The sequence below is a fragment of the Paenibacillus sp. S02 genome, from assembly GCF_019454065.1.
In the GTDB taxonomy this organism is placed as follows: domain Bacteria; phylum Bacillota; class Bacilli; order Paenibacillales; family Paenibacillaceae; genus Paenibacillus; species Paenibacillus polymyxa_B.
Genome location: NZ_CP073682.1, coordinates 2,118,597 through 2,137,956, shown reverse-complemented (window position 1 = coordinate 2,137,956; position 19,360 = coordinate 2,118,597). Strand labels below are relative to the sequence as shown.

14 protein-coding genes are annotated in these 19,360 nt (G+C 47.2%); 1 reads left to right on the top strand and 13 read right to left on the bottom strand.

The window, feature by feature from the left end; genetic code table 11:
- Positions 1 to 2: 2 nt before the first annotated feature.
- From KAI36_RS09525 to KAI36_RS09465, 13 genes are all read right to left on the bottom strand, one after another.
- The gene (locus KAI36_RS09525; protein ID WP_220027592.1) at positions 3 to 635 is read right to left on the bottom strand and encodes a DUF2238 domain-containing protein; all 633 of its coding nucleotides are present in this window, start codon (positions 633 to 635) and stop codon (positions 3 to 5) included.
- Between the two features lie 25 nt (positions 636 to 660).
- Positions 661 to 864, bottom strand: a complete 204-nt coding sequence (locus tag KAI36_RS09520; RefSeq protein WP_025721733.1) for a YwbE family protein — start codon at positions 862 to 864, stop codon at positions 661 to 663.
- A gap of 64 nt (positions 865 to 928) precedes the next feature.
- Positions 929 to 1,669, bottom strand: coding sequence for a DUF1361 domain-containing protein (locus tag KAI36_RS09515; protein ID WP_069080066.1), 741 nt, complete (start codon positions 1,667 to 1,669; stop codon positions 929 to 931).
- A gap of 187 nt (positions 1,670 to 1,856) precedes the next feature.
- Positions 1,857 to 3,608 carry a hypothetical protein gene (locus KAI36_RS09510; RefSeq protein WP_220027591.1) on the bottom strand — a complete coding sequence of 584 codons (1,752 nt, stop codon included), beginning with the start codon at positions 3,606 to 3,608 and terminating at the stop codon, positions 1,857 to 1,859.
- A 34-nt stretch (positions 3,609 to 3,642) separates the two neighbouring features.
- Positions 3,643 to 4,605, bottom strand: a complete 963-nt coding sequence (locus KAI36_RS09505) for a sugar phosphate isomerase/epimerase family protein (protein WP_220027590.1) — start codon at positions 4,603 to 4,605, stop codon at positions 3,643 to 3,645.
- A complete protein-coding gene (locus tag KAI36_RS09500) occupies positions 4,602 to 5,474 on the bottom strand; it encodes a carbohydrate ABC transporter permease (RefSeq protein ID WP_220027589.1) in 873 nt (290 codons plus the stop codon). Before KAI36_RS09500 ends, KAI36_RS09505 begins: the two co-directional genes overlap by 4 nt.
- A gap of 15 nt (positions 5,475 to 5,489) precedes the next feature.
- Positions 5,490 to 6,392 (bottom strand): ABC transporter permease, encoded by a 903-nt coding sequence (locus tag KAI36_RS09495; protein ID WP_025721738.1) that lies wholly within the window; start codon positions 6,390 to 6,392, stop codon positions 5,490 to 5,492.
- 30 nt (positions 6,393 to 6,422) lie between these two features.
- Complete coding sequence (locus KAI36_RS09490; protein ID WP_220027588.1) at positions 6,423 to 8,030, bottom strand: extracellular solute-binding protein; 1,608 nt, start codon at positions 8,028 to 8,030, stop codon at positions 6,423 to 6,425.
- A gap of 383 nt (positions 8,031 to 8,413) precedes the next feature.
- Entirely contained in the window at positions 8,414 to 9,619 is a 1,206-nt protein-coding gene (locus KAI36_RS09485; RefSeq protein WP_220027587.1) for an MFS transporter, read from the bottom strand.
- 19 nt (positions 9,620 to 9,638) lie between these two features.
- Positions 9,639 to 10,700: an ROK family protein gene (locus KAI36_RS09480; protein WP_220027586.1), complete on the bottom strand. Its 1,062-nt coding sequence runs from the start codon at positions 10,698 to 10,700 to the stop codon at positions 9,639 to 9,641.
- 186 nt (positions 10,701 to 10,886) lie between these two features.
- Complete coding sequence (locus KAI36_RS09475) at positions 10,887 to 13,193, bottom strand: helix-turn-helix domain-containing protein (protein WP_220027585.1); 2,307 nt, start codon at positions 13,191 to 13,193, stop codon at positions 10,887 to 10,889.
- Positions 13,194 to 13,494: 301 nt separating this feature from the next.
- Complete coding sequence (locus KAI36_RS09470) at positions 13,495 to 16,047, bottom strand: beta-mannosidase (RefSeq protein WP_220027584.1); 2,553 nt, start codon at positions 16,045 to 16,047, stop codon at positions 13,495 to 13,497.
- Positions 16,048 to 16,252: 205 nt separating this feature from the next.
- Positions 16,253 to 17,320, bottom strand: coding sequence for a LacI family DNA-binding transcriptional regulator (locus tag KAI36_RS09465; RefSeq protein WP_220027583.1), 1,068 nt, complete (start codon positions 17,318 to 17,320; stop codon positions 16,253 to 16,255).
- Positions 17,321 to 17,600: 280 nt separating this feature from the next.
- Here KAI36_RS09465 and KAI36_RS09460 point away from each other — a divergent pair, with 280 nt between their 5' ends.
- Positions 17,601 to 19,292, top strand: coding sequence for an ABC transporter substrate-binding protein (locus KAI36_RS09460; protein ID WP_023988087.1), 1,692 nt, complete (start codon positions 17,601 to 17,603; stop codon positions 19,290 to 19,292).
- Positions 19,293 to 19,360 lie beyond the last annotated feature (68 nt).

Here is a 19,360-nt window from a genome sequence, read left to right as displayed (position 1 = left end):
TGCTAATACCTTAATTGTTTCAGCAGCTTGTTATGTACCCCACTCAACAAAATCACTGCGGTCAAGGCACCGATGAACGCAAGAAGCATATCCCATTGGGTATCCCATACATCTCCTTGTGTGCCCAAAAAGGCTTCTGCTGCCGTTCCGGTTACCTTGGCTACAGCAAACTCAATCAGCTCGTACACAGCGCTGATCGCAAGACATACACTAACCGTGAGGAAAGTGAGCCAGCTCCCGCTTCCCAAGGCCGTTTTACGCAACAGCACTTCCCTGACAATGAGTGCGGGTACAAAACCTTGTACAAAATGCCCAAGTCGATCATAATAATTGCGCTCCAGTCCGAACGTATCCCGAATCCAGTTGAACAGTGGCATTTCGGCATAGGTATAATGTCCACCGACAATCAAGATCAATGCGTGCAGCCAGATTAGGGTGTATACCAGATTGGTAAACCGAAATCTACGGTACAAAGCCGCCAACAGCACAGCTCCCAAAACCGCCGGGAGAACTTCCAGTACCCATGTAAAATAATCCGCCGGGCGAATCAAGGACCAAATGAGGGCAAGCGCCAGCAATACAAGTAAAACAAGCGGGTAGCGATCATTTTTAGACCATGCCGTTGCCTGGTTCATCTTCATTCCTCCTCAGCCCAAAGCTCTAGCCTTCGTTCGTTACGATATGTTTGACACGCCCAACCTGTCCGTCTGTCAAACGCACTTTGATTCCATGCGGATGACGCGGGGAATTGGTCAAAATATCTTTCACCGTTCCGCGTGTCAGCTTACCGGTAGGCTGATCCTTTTTAAGTACAATATCTACCTGAAGACCAGCGCGGATATCGGATCGATTCTGTCCGTTCATTGTAGCTATTCCTCCTTTGTTTTTACATTTTTTGATGATATTCAGCCACTCAGCTGCAATCAAATCACCAGCGACGCCATTCGTCCTGGCGGTTGTTCCCCATCCAGACTACGCACATCGTGGATACATAGCTGACGAGCAAAATGACGAATACCATCCCACTAAACTCCACAAAATGAGTACGTTGCAAGGAGTCTGCCCATATGGAAGATACCTGTGCATACAGTTGAGAGGGCGCAGAAACAATATCCCATGTGTTCCCTCGAAAGAAACGGCCAATGTAAATACCCAGGCTACTCAACAAGAGTACCGCCAGCATAAACAGCCAACTAACAAGCCCACCCCGTGCACGCTGTACCAATTGTCGTACGGATTCGAGCGATACAAAACCCATTGTCAGGCCAAGTACGGCTACCAGCAGCATTCCCAGTACATGATTCCAAAAGTACGGATTTCCCCAGAAACGTTGCTCCCCGAGAAATGGATATCTGGCGAATACATGCAGCAAATCTGTGATCAAATAGGGTGTATTGGGATAAAAGAAAAGCCATGCCGCCCCCGTAACCCAGAGTAAAAATGTTCTCGTTCCCCGCCTCCACGAGCTGTACATTACATCAAGCAGTAGCGTCAACAGCATAGGAATCCAGGCCAACATCATATTCCACCAAATAAAAAGATAAGGGCGGCCCCCTGAGGGCAGTCGCACGTTAATGATCCACAATGTACTGATTACGGAGCATAAGGCCAGTGCTAAAAAAACATAGAGTTTTAGCGGATAATTTAACGATCTTAAACGGGCATACATATGTGTCTTTTCCTCCTTGTAACCGTCCTGCCTTCCTGACGTTCCAATTTACACCTGTTCTGGACAGTGTACACCACAATGGCTTCAAGCTCAATGGAAGCGCTCTACCTCGGCATAAATGAACATAAAAAAACATCTGTTCTCCGGGAATTGACCTCATCCCCGAAAAATAGATGCTTACTGTGTTTTAGACTTCACTCACAGGTAAAGGCGACATACGAATGCGGATCGTCTGATCAAACGGAGCCATCCAGTTGACCAGCAATGTATGGCAATCCATGGGGAGAGTGGCTCCCCTTACCGAATTAGCCATATGCTCTACGGTTGTTCCCATCAGCTCAAACCACGCATTCCCAGATTCATAGCGCGCCATACCACCAGTCCAACATTGAACCGTTTCGTTAATCAGCCGGTATTCCCCGCAAGTGAAGCGTCCTTCGCGCCCAAAAATAAAACTAATCTGTGCCATGCAATCTACTGGACCCTCTGAGCGAAAACGAAGCGTCCACACATCACCCTGACGATCCACATCGACCCGAATTTCATGCTTTTGTTCATGGGTTAATGGCCGTTTGTGATGCGGAAGCAAGTACCACGGACTGACTTCCTCCTGCGAGGTAGGCGGCAGATCTAAGGTCGCTACAGGGCCATAATAACCTTTGACCTGTGTGCCCGACAGAGCCCAACCATGTTCGTGAGCTGTCAGCTTCTGCATGGGTACAAAACCAGGCGAGAAATACGATGCAGCCTGAACTGCCAATAATCGTGCATCTCCGTGCCGCAACGATAGGAACGATGAAGCCTCGGTCATCAGCGTGGCACTGGTGTCCTCCTGCCGATATCGAACGACTGGTGCGCCAAAGTCCGTATGCAGTCGGCTATGATAAATCTGCTGGTGATGGCCTGCCTCATCCATTCGACTCAGATAGTCAGCCCTTGGGAAGTCTCCGTTCAGTAGTTGGTTATAGGTGACAGGTAATGTAGCCGGCGATACTTCACGAATTTGCAAACGCGGATCTAGTAAAAAGCGCACAGTTGCATTGATAGGAACACCGCCAGGATGATCCATGACTTGAATAGCGGCGACAGCCATCGCTTCAAATATAGCGTCCTCATCCTCTGTAGCCAGCATGGCATATGGTAGAAGATAAGAAGATAAGTTCATGATCACCCCAAAATCCTGTCTCCCTGAATACTCTGTGACCACTTCGCCATCAGGGTGGACAAGGTACACCATCATGCGTAAATTACGGCGCACCGACTCTAGTAGCTCCGGCAGTTTTAATAATCGGGCAGCATGAATCAGCATAATATCGCTAACGGCATTATAAATTCCGTTGCTGCGCTCCGTCCATTCGCCATCTGGCGTCCCGTCCAGCCCTTCGGCTAGCCAAGCCTCAGCCCGCACGAGCGTCTCGGGCAGGTCAAACAGCTCATGTAGAAATCCCAGCGCAGCACACAATACCCAACGGTGATTTGGCGTATGGCAACCTCCGGTCAGCATGACCGGGATCGTCCGCTCCAGAAACAAGCGGATCGCATCAATCACCCGGCGCAGCTCCAGCCAGTCGTCACCAACCAGCAGCTGATAGACCTGGGCGTAGCCTACCACCACGAACGCTGTATCCGGTGGCGAGTGAAAATTGGTCCAGCCCGGTGAAATAGAACCGTCCTCATGCTGCACACGTAGCATGTACTGCGCAGCCAGCTCCAGTCGGATGAGTACATCCTCATTCCGATAATATGCAGAATCTGGATTGACGAGCGCTGCCGCCCAGATCGCCATTGCGGCAGGAGTACCGACCGAATGATTAGGCCAAGCGATTCCATTATCATCATCAGTCACTCCGCCGTAATAACGGCTGTCAGCATCCAGTACCTGATGGTCCATACCTGGTTTTACCCAGGCATCGTTGATCGCTACGATTTTACTATACATTCCTCTCAACCCCTGTAATATGCATAATCGTTTATCATCCTTGCGGCTGAAGCTTCGCTATCTTACTTGTCAGCAACTCATGGCTACGTTCAATATCCTCCGGCTGACAAGCTGCTTTCAGCTCATAAACCTTAATAGGGGCCTGCCGGATAATATTCACGAAACGATCGAAGAACTCCAGATCACCACTATGAATATAAGGGCACCAGTGATCGGATAATCCAATGGTTTCATGAATATGAACACCGAGAATATAGTCGATCATTTCATTGGCTTCCTTGGCGTTGTCGTACAGTCCCATTTGGTCCATAATCATACCGTGTCCAATGTCATACCACAGATAGACAGGTGCACCCTTCAAACGATCTATAATCGTCTTTGCCTCCTGCAACGTAGGCATCTGATAGCAACGTGAACGCGTTTCAATGCCAATGGCTACATCATATCCCTTGGATGCGATGCGGTCACACACTTCTTCCAGACTATCACGGATGCGTTGTACATAGTGCCCACTCAGTGAATTCCGACGCTCCAGCATTTGGCCCCATAACGTTTGATAAGCAGCAGAATCCCTGCCCTGCTCATTGAAAATATCCTCTAGTTCCTCACTGATATCATATGGAAATGGAACCTCTCCGGGATGCACAACTACCGCTTTTGCACCATAACGATGCGCATATTCCGCAGATTGCACCAGCAGCTCTATCGCACGTTGTCGCTTGCTTTCATCGTCAAACCCGAGCAGAACGGAATCCGTGCCGTAATCCGGGTCTGGTGTATGAGGAAATGTATTATGCACACTCGATATGCCGATTTCTCCCCGCTCAATCATAGGCTCAATCGTCGTCAGCATTTCCCGGGTAATGTTATAGTTCAACTCCACCCTGCTAAAGCCCAACTGACGGATTTCCTCTACAAGTTCTCGGCCGACCGTATGCTTTTTAATATTCCAACAGGTGGAAAAGGAATATTCCCCCTTCGCCTTCATTGTCATCATCCTTTCACCGCTCCCACCATCACGCCGCTGACAAAATATCTTTGCAGCCACGGATACACTAGCAGAATTGGAACCGTTGCAAAAATGACACTTGCTGCCTTCAACCCTTCGGGCGTAATTCTTGCGCCACTGGCTCCTTCCAGCCTGGTTAGCTCGGATACCATATTATTTTGAATCATTTGATACAGCTTGAGCTGTAAAGGGAACAAATCGGGGTTTTGAATATACATCAGCGTATCCTGAAATCCGTTCCAACGGCCTACACCATAAAACAAGCTTAATGTCGCCAGCACGGGCAGGGACAGCGGCAGTACAATCCGAATCAAAGTGCCGAACTGGCTGCTGCCATCAATTTCTGCTGCTTCTCCCAAACTTTCCGGAATCCCGTTAAAAAAAGAAATTAGAATAATTAAATAAAACGGACTGATCAGACTGGGTAAAATAAGGGACCACATATTATTCAACAAATGTAAGTCGCGCACCAGAATGTATTCAGGAATGATGCCGCCGCTGAAAAACATCGTTACTACAATGATGAACATAATCGTTTTACGACCTCTTAGGTGTTTCTTCGTTAATGGATATGCTGCGATAATTGTCATTAACATGCTCAGCACTGTCGTGATCACCGTCAGCATAACCGTAAACCCAAGCGAACGGATCATGCTCATATCGGAAAAGACCTTTCCGTATGCTTTTAAATTGAACTCAACCGGGAACAAAGTAACTTCACCGGATGTAATGGCCCGGTTTGAGCTAAAGGAAATAGACAAAATGTGAATAAACGGGGCCAAGCACAGCAGTACAGCCACAGCCACCAACACGGTGGTTACGATATCAAAGGTGCGATTTGCAGTACGTTCACTCATCAGATGTCAGCTCCTTTACATAATACTTTCATCTGTCAGTTTCTTGGAGGCATAGTTAGCGCCTAATACGAAGATGAGACCAACCACAGCCTGAAACAGGCCCACCACCGTAGCCAGCGTATATTGCCCGGACTCCATCCCGATGCGATATACAAACGTGCTAAGTACATCAGAATAATCTCGAACCGCCACATTTCCAATTACATAAGGACGATCAAAGCCAATGGTGATCATATTACCCAAATTAATGATAAGCAGCGTAGCAATTGTCGTTTTCATGCCAGGGATCGTAATATACCAAATTCTTTTCATGCGTCCTGCACCATCTACCTCGGCAGCTTCGAACAATTCCCGGTTAATCCCGGTCAAGGCTGCGAGGTACAAAATCGTTCCCCAGCCTGCACTTTGCCACACCCCTGTCAGCAGGTAGGTGAGTACCCAGTCATTTTTATCTGTCAAAAATGGAATCGCCTGAAACCCGAGTGAAGTAAGCACATTGTTGATCATGCCGGACTGCGTACCAAACACCTGGTACACAATCCCGCCGATAATCACCCACGAAATAAAATGGGGAACGTACAAAATCGTTTGTGACAGCTTTTTAAACCAGACTACTTTCATTTCATAGAGCAAAATCGCCAAGATTAAAGGTGCTGGAAAAGATACCAGCAAATCAAGCAGATTTAGAACGATGGTATTGCGCAGCGTTCGATAAAAATCGTCCATACGAAACACTTCTCTAAACGCATCGAACCCGATCCACTCACTCCCTGTAATTCCCTGAAAAAAGTTGAAATCCTTAAACGCGATCTGTACGCCCCACATCGGACCATATTTGAACACAATGAAGTAGGCCAGGGGCAGCACAAGCAACGCGTATAATTGCCAATATCTGCGGAAGTAAACGTTCCCTTTCATGCGCTGTCTCCTCCTTTACTTTCCGCCTTCTTACTTGCCTGTCATGGCCTTATAAGCTTCGGTACGCTCATCCAGTATCGCTTGACCGCCACTCACCATATAATCCTTCAACGCCGCTTCGAATGTTGCATCAAACTGCGCCGGAGGCACCATCACGGATTTAACGACCATTTCGTCAAACTTATCCAGCAATGAGTTACTGTATTTGGACTCGGCTTTAATCGGATGGTCAAATTTCACTGGTGAAATTGTGTCCGTGTTGGAAATATCCATCGCCTTGCGAACATCCTCCTGGAATTGGGACGGCATACCCAAAACAAAGGCTTCCTTGTTTTTGTTATCGTCTCCTGCAATCTTGCCATTCGCAATAATGACCACATCACCCTGATTATAGATACGATCCTGAGCTTCTTGTGTCGGTTTCTCCTTGGCAACTGGAATTCCGTCTTTCAAGGTATAGTTCTCGCCTTCCACACCATTTTGCATATCAAGCAGCACCTTCTCGGAAGACATCCAGTCGAGATACTTGATCGCCTCAATGGCATGCTCACTGGATTTAGGTACCATAATGTAGAGTCCATTGGATGCAAATTCTGGCTTGGCGTGTTTACCCTCACTGTTGGTATAAGGGTCCATTGGAGTCAGCTTCGCTGTGGACTGGTTAGCCAACAGATTCGGATAGGCGGAGTCATTATAATAGATGTTGTCGTAATCTTCACTGAAAAAACCAGTATTTCCGCTCTGAATATCCTGAGTCAGCTGTTTTTTGTCCTTATCCAGACCAAAGTCCTTGCTGATCAGATTCTCATTGTAAAGCTTGTTCATAAACTGAACTCCATCCTTGAATCCAGGTAGCAGGATTGGATAGTCACGGGAACCCAGCTCTTGGGTTAGCGTATATTTCTGCTCATCTGTCACTGGCTTAATAAAAGACCACAACAGCGGATCATATTGCCCCGGCTCCATCGTCATCCCCAGTGGAACTACCTTGCCGCCGGTCTTGCCAGGGTCTTTTTCCTTGAACGCTTTTAGCGTGTTGTATAGTTCATTTGTCGTTTTAGGAACAGGCATATTCAGCGTATCGAGCCAATCCTGGCGAATAAAAGAGGAATATTTTCCTAATATGGTACGCTTGCCGGGAATGGCGAACTGCTTGCCCCCCACCTGACCGTAGCTGAGCGTATCTTCACCGAGGAATTTTTTAAGATTTGGGCCGTACTCATTCAGCAGAGGGGTCAAGTCTGTCAGTCCACCCTGCTCCGCATACCGTTCAAAGGTTCCGGAATCATAAGTGAACACGATATCAGGTACATCACCACCGCTAGCCATCAGAACATTCAGCTTGGTTACTTCTTCGGAGCGCTGAACGGGTACGTACGTCAGATCAATATCGTTGGGTTTGCCAAAGTTTTCTTTTGCATATCGGGTTAAATAGCTGTCAGTAATGGTATAGCCCTGAGGTGTATTGCCTCTGTCAAAAATTTCAACCTTCAATGAACCACCCTTGTTTCCGGTAGCGGTCGAAGCCTTGTCCGCCTCACCCGACGAGCATCCGCTCAATACAACCGACAGTGCAACCGTAGCTGCAAGCAGCAGACGAAGCTTCTTCAATGTTCCTCCAGCCTTATTCCCACTCATTCCTGAACACCCCTTTGTCTGCTTTTCCCGTTCGTCGCCTCTTCTGATGAGGAGATTATGGCATATCATGCATCGGCATGAGTCTGTCCCTTTTGATCCGGGATGTGCCTTAGTATGACATGACCGCAGGAAAACTGACAATAAACTAGTTTCCAATCATAAACCGGTTGATTGAAAGCGATTACTGAATATGATGAAGCGCTTACTTTTATTAAAAATCACTATTTTCCTGTGAATAAACCATTTTCTTTGTTCGTTTTGTGTGAGCTATAATTCCATATCACGTTATTTAACACAAAAAAAAGAGCATCCTCACCCTCATCAGGGGCGCGATGCTCACACTACATTTTGTTAATTTCAATGAAATACTAACGTCACTACTCCTACTGTGAAGTCTCTGAAGGGAGGCTCATGGATAGCTTGCGTACCTTCCCTGTTTTCCCATCCTTACGGCTACGTGATACATAAACCATCATTAATGCCCCCAAGGTTGCGCTGATCAGACACGCCAGGTTCATTAATTGCGGTCCTCCAGCGTGAAGAAGAAAGCCATTTAACAAATTACCTACAATCCCTGCCAGCCCGGCAAATACCATATTGAACACGCTTTGTCCGGTCGCTTGCATATCCTTTTCAGTTACATGTGAAACATACTCGACCGCTGCGATGTAGAAAAAACCAAATGACAATCCGTGCAGCACCTGCACAGCAATCATAACGGTAGGGTCGGGAAAAGCTAATTGAATTCCCCATCGAATCATATAAGCGACTGCCCCTAGCAAAAGAGTTCTCTCTAACCCAATCTTTCGAATCACTCGTGAAGCGAGTAGCATTGAGGGGACATTCGTAATGGACGCAATCAGCAGAGCAACCCCGACCAAACTCGTAAGTCCTCCCGACATCTTAAAGGCCAATACAAAATAGGTGTTGAATGCGGTTAACGTCTGATTTACTAAAAAACTGCCCCCCAAAAATATTAAAAATGTCCTGTTGCGGATCAATTGACCAATGCCGTCCGAAAACGATTTGCGCAGCACGAGATCTTCCTCCGTATTTTTCGGCAACGCTAGCGCCGTCAGGGCCGCAAGACTGTTCAGCACCAAAAAAGGCACCCACATCATAGTCACAGATAACAGCGATACAAATAGCCCCCCGGCGTAACCGCCCACCGCATTGCCTATACTCGCCATAAATCGTATACTGCCATAGGTCGTTCCTGCCTTCTTGGCCGCTACAATCGCATAGGAATCCGCAATCGGCGCCTGCGTTGCCGTAAATATTGCCATAATGGAATACACAAGCGCCATCAGAACAAAACGCTCCGAATGATAACATACAGCCATAATTCCCGGAACCGCTACACTCAAAATGAGCACCAGCCGCATTTGACGATATTGATCCACAATAATTCCCCATATCGGCTGAACCAAAATGGATACCAGCGTACCCATCGCCATCAGAACACCGACACTGCTGCTCGTTAATCCATTCTGAACCAGCAGTAGTGTCAAATACGGATTAAACATGCCCCCTGCCAAGCCAATAAACAAATAGAAGCTTCGTAGCTTCAGCATTTGTGAGCCCACCATCTGGAAACCTCCCTGTTGTTTAGCGTACCGAGCTGTCCAGAATCGTAGCCAATGCTCCGATGGCCCCGGCTTCATTACCTAGACCAGCAGGTACAATAGTACAAGGAGTATCCGTCCATAAGGCTACTCTTTGCCGAATTTCATCCAAATAATACGTGTTACCTTCTGCTACACCGCCACCTACAACGATCATTTCCGGGTTCAGCAGGCTGATCACATTCGTCAAAGCCATCGCCATATGCACTAGTGCAGGCTCTAAAATCATCCGTGCTTCTACATCCCCTTCGGACGCCGCTTGCAAAACATGTTTCGCCCCTACCTCATCTCTGCTTCCTCCTGCTAGCTGGATCATGTGTGTACCTGGTATGCCAGAGGCGAGTGCTGATTTTACACTGCGCGTGATCGCCGTACCCGATGTCAAAGATTCGAACACACCGAACTCGTCCGTCCCTTTTTGTTTTGCTGCTTGCCGTGCCTGTTCCTCGCCTGCAATCCAATAAGCCAATTCACCTGCTCCGCCTGCGGCTCCCTTATACATCTCTCCATTTAAAATAAGGCCACAACCGATACCTGTTCCCACCGTTATCATCATCACATGCCGTAATCCCCGAGCTGCCCCTAACCATTGTTCTCCCAAAGCAGCCATATTCACATCATTATCCAGCACCAAGCGACCACTGTATCGGTGTGCAACAATAGATCGTATACTTTCATGCGCATTACCGCCATGCGTACTGTCGCCATGTATACGATCTTGAACACTCCATGGAATTGCCGGGGCGTGGGTAATCGTTCCGCTATCGTTATCTACCACACCGGGGAAACCGATACCTATGCCTTTTAACTGTGCCAGCGACAAGCCTTCCTGTTTTAGACAATGTTCCAGCTCCTCGAATAAACTCTCAAAGAAAAAATGGGCATCCTTCGTATGAATCGTCGGAAATTTATGCCTCACCACTACTTGCTGTTCTGCTGTGCCGATACAGATCAGCGTCTTCGTCCCGCCAACATCAATGCCTGCGGCCCAGCCGGAAGCCTTCGGCTCATCCCTGTGTTGCTTTTGTACATACATGTCCGCCATAGCCATCCTCCGTCATTCCGGTTCGCCATCATGCCTGCCAATACATCGGCTGTTGACGCCCTGTAGGTTCAAGATATGGACATAAGTATCGCATTTGAACACCTGTGCCGCAATAAACTAAATTCCGCCCCATAAACTGACGCGCTTTACTCCCCCTTTTAATGAAAAAACAAAAAAGGCGAGCGCCTATAGCGCTCCCCCTGTTAATGAATCCTCCGGTTTTAATCTCAGCTTGCGATAATCTCCCGGCGTTACGCCGACTACCCGCTTAAATACCCGCCCAAAGGTAATCGAATTGGCATAACCAACCTGAGTCGCAATATGCTGAACTGTTTCGGTCGTATTACACAGCATTTGCTGGGCATGATTCATACGGAGCCGAGTCAAAAAATCAACGAATTTCATATCAAATTCTGTTTTAAATAGATGACTAGCATATTTAGGTGACACATCAAAACGTTCACTCAAATGATTTAACGATAAATCCGGATTCGTATAGTGCTCTTCAATATATTGCTTCATTTCGCTAACCATAGCCCGGTAGCTTTTGGTTTCACTGGCGGCAACATAAGTCCGATACACAGTGGTCATGTGCTCCAGCATTAGCGTATGCATCACAGCCAATGAAGACGCAGACTCGACCTCACATTTCCATCTTTCTGCTTCCGGTCCGTTAAAATAACGATCCAGCGCCCCCGATACATCCTTCATCTCACGCATTTCCCGTTCCAGCAGCTCTTGCATCCACTGCATTACCGTTAAAATATCTCCATCCTTCATCTTGTCTGTTTCCATCGCTTCAAATAGTCCTTCCAGCTGTACACGCCAATCGTGGCTCGCCAGCCGAAAAGAACGAATCGTCTCCGAAATCAGCGGCAAATATGAGTATAATGGAATGTCATTGGCTTGCGGAACCTGATCACTGGTCACAATATCACGTACTCCCAGCGTTAACCGGTACCTTAGGGCAGAAATGGCGGACCGATAAGAATCCTGAATATGCTCCAACTCGTGAATCTGGCCACCTATCCCAATCGTGAGCTGTACACCCAGATGCCCATGCAGCCACTCACAGCCTGTTTGTGCCATTTCTTGCAGCTTCACACCCAGTAAGCCTTCCCCATCTTCTACCTCTTTCCGCAATAAAATGGAGATTCTTTTACGACTCATCCATTCTGCCCAGCCCTGCCATCCATAGGTAGCTGCTAGTTCCTGTACCATACCAAGCAACGACAGGCTTAAACGCTGATCTTCGCCCCCATGATCCTCTAAACGTCTGCTACCGTCTGCTGTTTGTGGCAGATCCAGATCGTGCAACTCTACCACCATGACAGCATAGACCAGAGTAACACCTCTCTTCCCGCCATCCGCAAAAGGAGAAAGATTATTCAGCCGAAGCTCTACCGTTTCGGTGCCTGTACCTTCCATAAGATCAAGGAACAGCTGCCGCCGCCGAATGAGTATATTCGCATGCTCCTGCTGTTCATAATCGATCGTTTGCCGAATCAGACTTTGCAACGCATGATCAATCATCCACAGCTCATCCTTGTTGTTTTCTTCACCCGGACGACTGGGCAGTTGTTGAATACGCTGCATCATCAGCTGAATTGGCCTGTAATTTCTGCGAGTCACATAAATAATGTAGATCACCGCTAATATAACAACAGCCAATCCAACTACAATCCAGACGTAAGAGATAACAGACACCCACTCGAACAACTGTCCGGCACGAATACCACTTTCAAAACTCCATCCCAGCCGGGGGGACATCAGATGAGTCAGTTGCTGCCCGTCCTCTGCTTTTACAGCATCTTTTGTACCGGATGCAGCTGGATAAATGGTTTGACCGCTAGCATCATTAATCACCAGATAGGAAACTGTCGGATTCGTCATTTGACCAATCATTTGCTGCAACGGATACACACCGATATTGATTACCAGCAGCCCTTGTCCTCCAAAAGGCAACGGGAGGCGCTTATGCATTGAAATCACACGTTCTGACGTATGTGTTCCCGGCTCCGTCCATTCCCGCACAGGTGACCACTGCCGATCCTCCGACCGAAGAGCCTGCTCAATATACGGATAATCACCGAATGTTGAAGCATCTTGAAGTCCACTTCTCGTTAACACCGTGTGATCCTTCGTTCGATAAATATAAACGGAATGTACCAGTTCATGATTATCCTTAAGCGCGCGCAGGCTTCCAACTAGCCCATACAGCATCGTGCTGCCACTTTGCGCCTGCCCATTCAGAAAAGAACTGTAGCTCTTGTTCGTCTCCGCCTCGCTTAATACGTCCATTTCTACCTTTGTCAGCGACTTCTCCACACTGTCCATCACAAATCCGGTTGTAATCCGATTCGCCTTTCCAGTTTCATTGCGCGATATTTCGTTTACAATCAGGAAGGATAAAAAAATGAGGATCGACACCGTTAACATAAAAATCGGGAAATAGGAAAAAAGCAATCTCCTGTACCAGCTCTTTCGCATCATGTCCTCCCCCCTGCCGCCTAATGCTTTCATGACCCTCTCTATAGGGCTCCGCTCAACACTAAGCATACTCGCGATGTCAGTTTTAATACGGCTTTGATTATACTTTGAACCTATTCTACCAAAATTAGATGCTAAATAGATAGATTTCTTACAAATGATCTGTTATCGCTTAAATCGAAAGCCCTCTTTTGTTATGTATATTAACATTATGAAAACGCTTTACATATCATAAACATAAATTTATATTATAAAAAAAGCCTATCCATCATCTACTTAAAGACGGATAAGCTTTTACTGCTGTCTAACCTTGTATCCAATTGACCAATGAATGTACTGTCAATGTACCCGGCGCAGTTGCCACAAATGCTGATGAACCGTTGCGCAAGGCCAAGAATTCCACTGTTTTTGGAATACCGGGAGCCAGATCCAGATGGTTGTCACTGAAAATACCTTCCTGCTCTGCCGATAGCCACACGTGTCTGGCAAGTACATCCGAACACAGCATGAATCTGCTGCCTCCGCTTCCCTGAATCTCTGTCACTTCAATTTTTGCCTGCGGTAAATCCATCTCTTTTGTGTCTGCAAAATAAATTTCACCAGAGGCCACCTGTTCACCATTCTGTGTCAGACGCGCGACCAGCATATGCTCCGCCCGGTTCAGGCCACTCAGCCATTTGTCGATAGGCAGTATATGTACAATTCCTGCACCGCCTGCTGGTTGCTTTACCTTAACATTCTCTTCACGAATAGCCTGGCTGCTACGGATATGCAAAAGCGTCAGCCGCAGCGTACCTGATATCGGCTCTAGTGTATCGTTGACCAGATGCAGTGCCTTATTCCCCTGTTCTGTATCTGTTGCACTCAACAGCACATCGGCAAAGCTGCGCTTAGCCGTATATTGGAGCGCCTTCCAACGACCAAAATAGTCCATACTCGACCAGGAGGCAACGGGCCAGCAGTCATTCATTTGCCAGTATAATGTTCCCATGCAATAGGGCTTGTGACGACGATGCGCCTCTATAGCTGCTTTCATTGCTTCTGCCTGTAAAATTTGGCTCATGGGAAGAAAACTTGTAAAATCCTTTGGCTCTCGCATGTACCGCCCCATATATTCTTTAATCAGACGATTGCCCGCATCGTTCTTCTGATGTGCCAGCATCACCGCAGATTCCAGCTCCAAATCCTTCTCTTCCGCATAAGTACGAACGGACTTGTATTCAGGAAAGGACTGAAAACCATATTCACTCATAAAACGGCCCACATGTACATGGTAATTCTCAAACGGCTCAGACGCGTGCCATACACCCCAATAATGAATATCACCTGCAGTTGAAGACCGATGGGCATGCTGGTTCCGATCTCTCGTCAGGTCAATCAGTGGGGAGGAGGGCCAATATGCTGTCTGCGCAGACCAGGTGTGTACAGCCTCCGGTAGAATCCGATGAAAGAGCGTTTCATAATCATCCCACAGGCGCTCCCGTTGCTCAGGTGTGTAGTCCTTTTTCCAGCCCCAGCCTCCGTTCTCTTCATAATGCGCCCATGCAGAATCGATCTCATTGTTGCCGCACCATAAGGCAATGCAGGGATGATGACGCAGCCGCTTGATATTGTCCTCGGCTTCCTGTGCCACATTGTCCATAAAATCCTCATCCCCTGGGTACATGCTACAGGCGAACATAAAATCTTGCCACACGAGCAAACCGTATTCATCACAAAGCTCATAAAATACGTCTTGTTCATAAATACCGCCACCCCACACCCGCAACATATTCATATTCGAGGTTGCTGCACTGGCAATTTCATACCGATATCGTTCCATCGTAACTTCAGTGACAAAGCTGTCATTCGGAATATGGTTAGCCCCTTTTGCAAACACCGAAATTCCGTTCAGCTCAAAATAAAAGCTCTCTCCTGCTGCATCCCGTTCACGTACAAGACGGATGGAGCGCAGTCCCGTTTTTACCGATTTTTCCGCGATTACAGCTCCTTGTTCTTGTTCCACCAATTCGGCCACAAACGTATATAGATGCGGCTCCCCCAGTCCACGGCACCACCACAGCTTCGGCTTCTTCATCTCCAGCTCCAGCTCCACCGGCTGCTTCCCCTTCAGCAGCCGAACTGGCTTGGACCACACCTTCCCGTCAGCGGAAATACGCAACTCGGCATCTCTAATCTCATCTGCATTTTCGATCTCTACCACTGCCATGAGTTTAGCCCCTACCGAATTCACCTCGTCCTGTCGAATAAACAAGTCTCTCACGATCAGACCGGACCATGCCTCGATCCGGACCTCTCTCCAGATACCGCTCGTCACCAGCCTCGGTCCCCAATCCCAACCATAGTGGTAGGGAGCCTTGCGTGCGAAAACGCTTACCTTTTTGTCGGACAAACCACCTATCTCGGACTGATCATTGGGTGCAGGGAGTCCATAACCTAAGCTTTCCAGCTTGGGTACATCTTCAGCAATCGGAGAACGAAAACTGATTTCCAGCCGATTTTCCCCTTGCTGAACAAATGCCCTCACATCTTGTCTCCATACCCGAAACATATTATTGGCTGACAAGACAGATTGACCATTCACTTTTACATCCGCGTATGTGTCTAGACCTTCCAACACCAACTCTACACATTGACATTGAAGCTGATCTGCATTTATCTCAAAATGGGCTTCATATATCCAATCCTGCTTATCAATCCACTGTACCTCCATCTCGTTCATACCGATAAACGGATCAGGAATTTTGCCATGTCGTAAAAGATCGGTATGTACACAACCCGGCACTTTCGCGCTGAGCCACTCATCACTCTGTGCTTCCCTAAACCTCCAGCCATCCAACCCTATCACATTAACCATCGTCACAAGCCTCCCTATAAGCATGATTGGGAACATCTGGATTTGTAAGTAACATAACAAAAATAACACCAAGCTAACAAAGTAGTCAATTGTTTTTTGGAACAAATGACAAAATACAAAATAAAAGTCGCCCTCTGCCCCTAAACAGGCTAAAAGCGACCTCCTTCGTCTTCACGGTGTATGGTGTCAAACACGTATCTGGACATTAACTATATGTGATTGTGCTGATGGAACGCTCACGGTCATCATTTTCCCGACTGATCCGGGGTGCATGAACTTCCCGTACGAATAGCTCAGCATGTAGCAACTTTTTCTCGACAGGCGAGTCCGGGTTCGTTATGCGCCACAACAACTGGTCCACTGCACGCATTCCCAGCAATTCCTTATCCACTCTCACCGTGGCATAAATCGGCATTTGTTCATTCGTATCGTCAAACCCGGTCACTCCGCAACGCCTTGGAACGTCAATCCCCTTTTCTTTCAGCACATCCACGACCTGCGCAGCAGTCACATCATTAGCACATACAAAAACCTCAGGCAGTTCGTCCTCAGACAACTTGTCCATTTCCTCGGCAAGCGCCTGCGCTCCTCCGTGAAGAAGGGCTTTATTTTGCCGCAATTCTACTCCGCTCATTTCCAGTGTGGAACGACAAGCTTCCCAGCGTTCGTAGAAACTGTGAGCGTCATCAATATGACCCACAAACTGAAAGCGGGTATAGCCCCTGCACAGCAAGTCCTTCATTAATTCACTCATGCATGTGCGATTATCTGTAAACACCGTATCACTTAAAAATGCAGAATCCCAATGATCTACCATAACGACCGGAATACCCATCCGATAAATGTTTAGCAACAACGAAGTTGAAATCGTCCCTACTGTGATAATCCCTTTAATCGCCTCCGGGTTCAGTAGAGAAAACGTATCTTCAGTCGAGGGCTCCGTTAACGTGATCATATCCATACCCTTACGGTTCAGACGCTCGGAAATCCCTTCAAATACAGGCCCCCAGTACCTGGATTCCCTGTTCTGGTACCTAATATTCGGAAATAACACTAGCACGGTACCCGACCATTCTCTGGGATCTGTGTCCCGAGGCTCTACCCCTGTCATTTTGGGATGACTGCGAAAATAGCCCATCTGGGCAGCAAGCTTGACCAGAGCCGCCCTTGTCTCTTCACTTACACCGGGTTTGCCTGACAGTGCACGCGAAACAGCGAACTTTGAAACGCCCGCCGCATCCGCAATTTCTTGCAACGTTACTTTTCCACGCATCTTCTCACCCAACCCTATTCGGAATCTTTTTCTACCTTAACCTTTCTAATACACGGGTGTACCTATAAACTGGTACCATCGTAGCATACTTTGTTTTAGATCATCAAATGATAGATTTGTACAAATCCACACCCTCCACCAAAATATGTTTGCTTAATAAAAAAACAAACCACATAACAAACAATTATAAATAACTTGACGTGAGGTTTTTTATTTCCTACAATTTACTATTGAAAGCACTTACATTGTGTAAATCATACTTATTAAGGGGGATTTGCAAATGTTCATGAACAGGTCGGTACGTCAGAGCTCCATCCTGCTCCTGTCTTTGCTGCTGCTCGTTACAACGGGCTGTGCGAACGGAACAGGCAGTAAGGCAGAAAAGGAAGATCCTAATGACACCAGCCCTATTACATTTACTTTCTTTGGCGGTGATTCCAGCTCCAACTGGAACAACATGAAGGATGCTGTCGGGCAGGAAATTATCAAGAAAACGGGCGTTACGCTAAATGCTGAACATGCTGTCAATGGCCGAGGCGAGGAAAAGTTTGCTTTAATGGCAGCGAGCGGAGAGTATCCAGATCTCGTGTACCCCAAATCAGACATTGGCAAGCTGGTCGATGCCGGGGCACTCATTGACCTAACCGACCTCATTGACAAATACGGCCCTAACATTAAGAAAGTGTATGGAGATTATTTTAATCGTATTAAATATAGTAGTGAAGATCCAGCCATCTACACGATCCCGACCAATTTGGGTGTGGATCACATCGCGTTTGATGCACAAGCCGGCTTCGAAATCCAGCATCAGGCACTTAAGAAGCTTGGATATCCTAAAATCCGCACCGTTCAAGATTTTGAAAAAGCACTTAAAGATTATGTCGCCAAATACCCTACCACCAATGGCCAGCGAACCATCCCCCTATCACTTGATGCCGAAGACTGGAAAATTCAAATTACAGTGACTAACCCGGCTGTTACTGCTACAGGTGGACCCGACGATGGCGAATATTATATTGATCCTAAAACACACAAAGCAATTCTTCACTACAAGCGCCCAGAAGAACGTGAATATTTCCGTTGGTTGAACCATATGTACAATGAAGGACTGTTGGATAAGGATACTTTTGTGCAAAAAAGTGATCAGTATAAGTCCAAAATCGCCGCAGGCCGTGTCATCGGACTCATTGATCAGGAATGGAACTATCAAGATGCCGAAAATGCGCTCAAGGCAGCAGGTAAGGATGAATTCACTTACGCCCATTTTCCAGTCACTTTAAATGAGAAATACGAGGATCATTCCCTTCAGCCCATTGGCTTCGATACCGCATCCGGGATCGGAATTACAACCTCATGTGAAAATCCGGTGCGAGCTATCAAGTTTCTGGATTTTCTGGCCTCCGACGAAGGACAAATTTTACGCAATTGGGGAATTGAAGGCCAGCATTACAACGTAGAGAACGGCAAACGAGTCATTCCGGCAGATGTGCAACAACGTAAAAACACCGATAATGCTTCTTTTAGCAGAGAGTCAGGTATCGGTTTGTACTGGATATGGGGGCCACATTACGGCGATAGCGTAAAGGACCCTTCTGGCAACTATTACACAACCAATTATCCGGAGATGATTACCGAAAATTATAGTCAAGCCGAAAAGGAGTCCCTTCAGGCATACAAAGCCCAGACGTGGAAAGACCTGTTCCCGAACGAAAAGGATTTTCCGGTAAAAGAGTGGGGGGCTGCCTACAACATGCCCGTTCCGACTAATACGAATTACAATGTTATTTATCAGAAGTCACAGGACATTGTACGCAAACGGATTCCTGAGGCCGTACTTGCCAAGCCAGATCAGTTCGACGCTGTGTATGACCGCATGCTCCAAGAGCTGGATCAGGCGGGTGTGCCAAAAGCTGAAGAAATCTACACTGGACTAATCCAAAATCGCCTGAAGTTGTGGTACGGCGAAAAATAGGGTTTGTCTTTTAATGAAATATTATAGGGCTGACAGACAATGCTGTTCAGCCCTTCTATATTAACTTT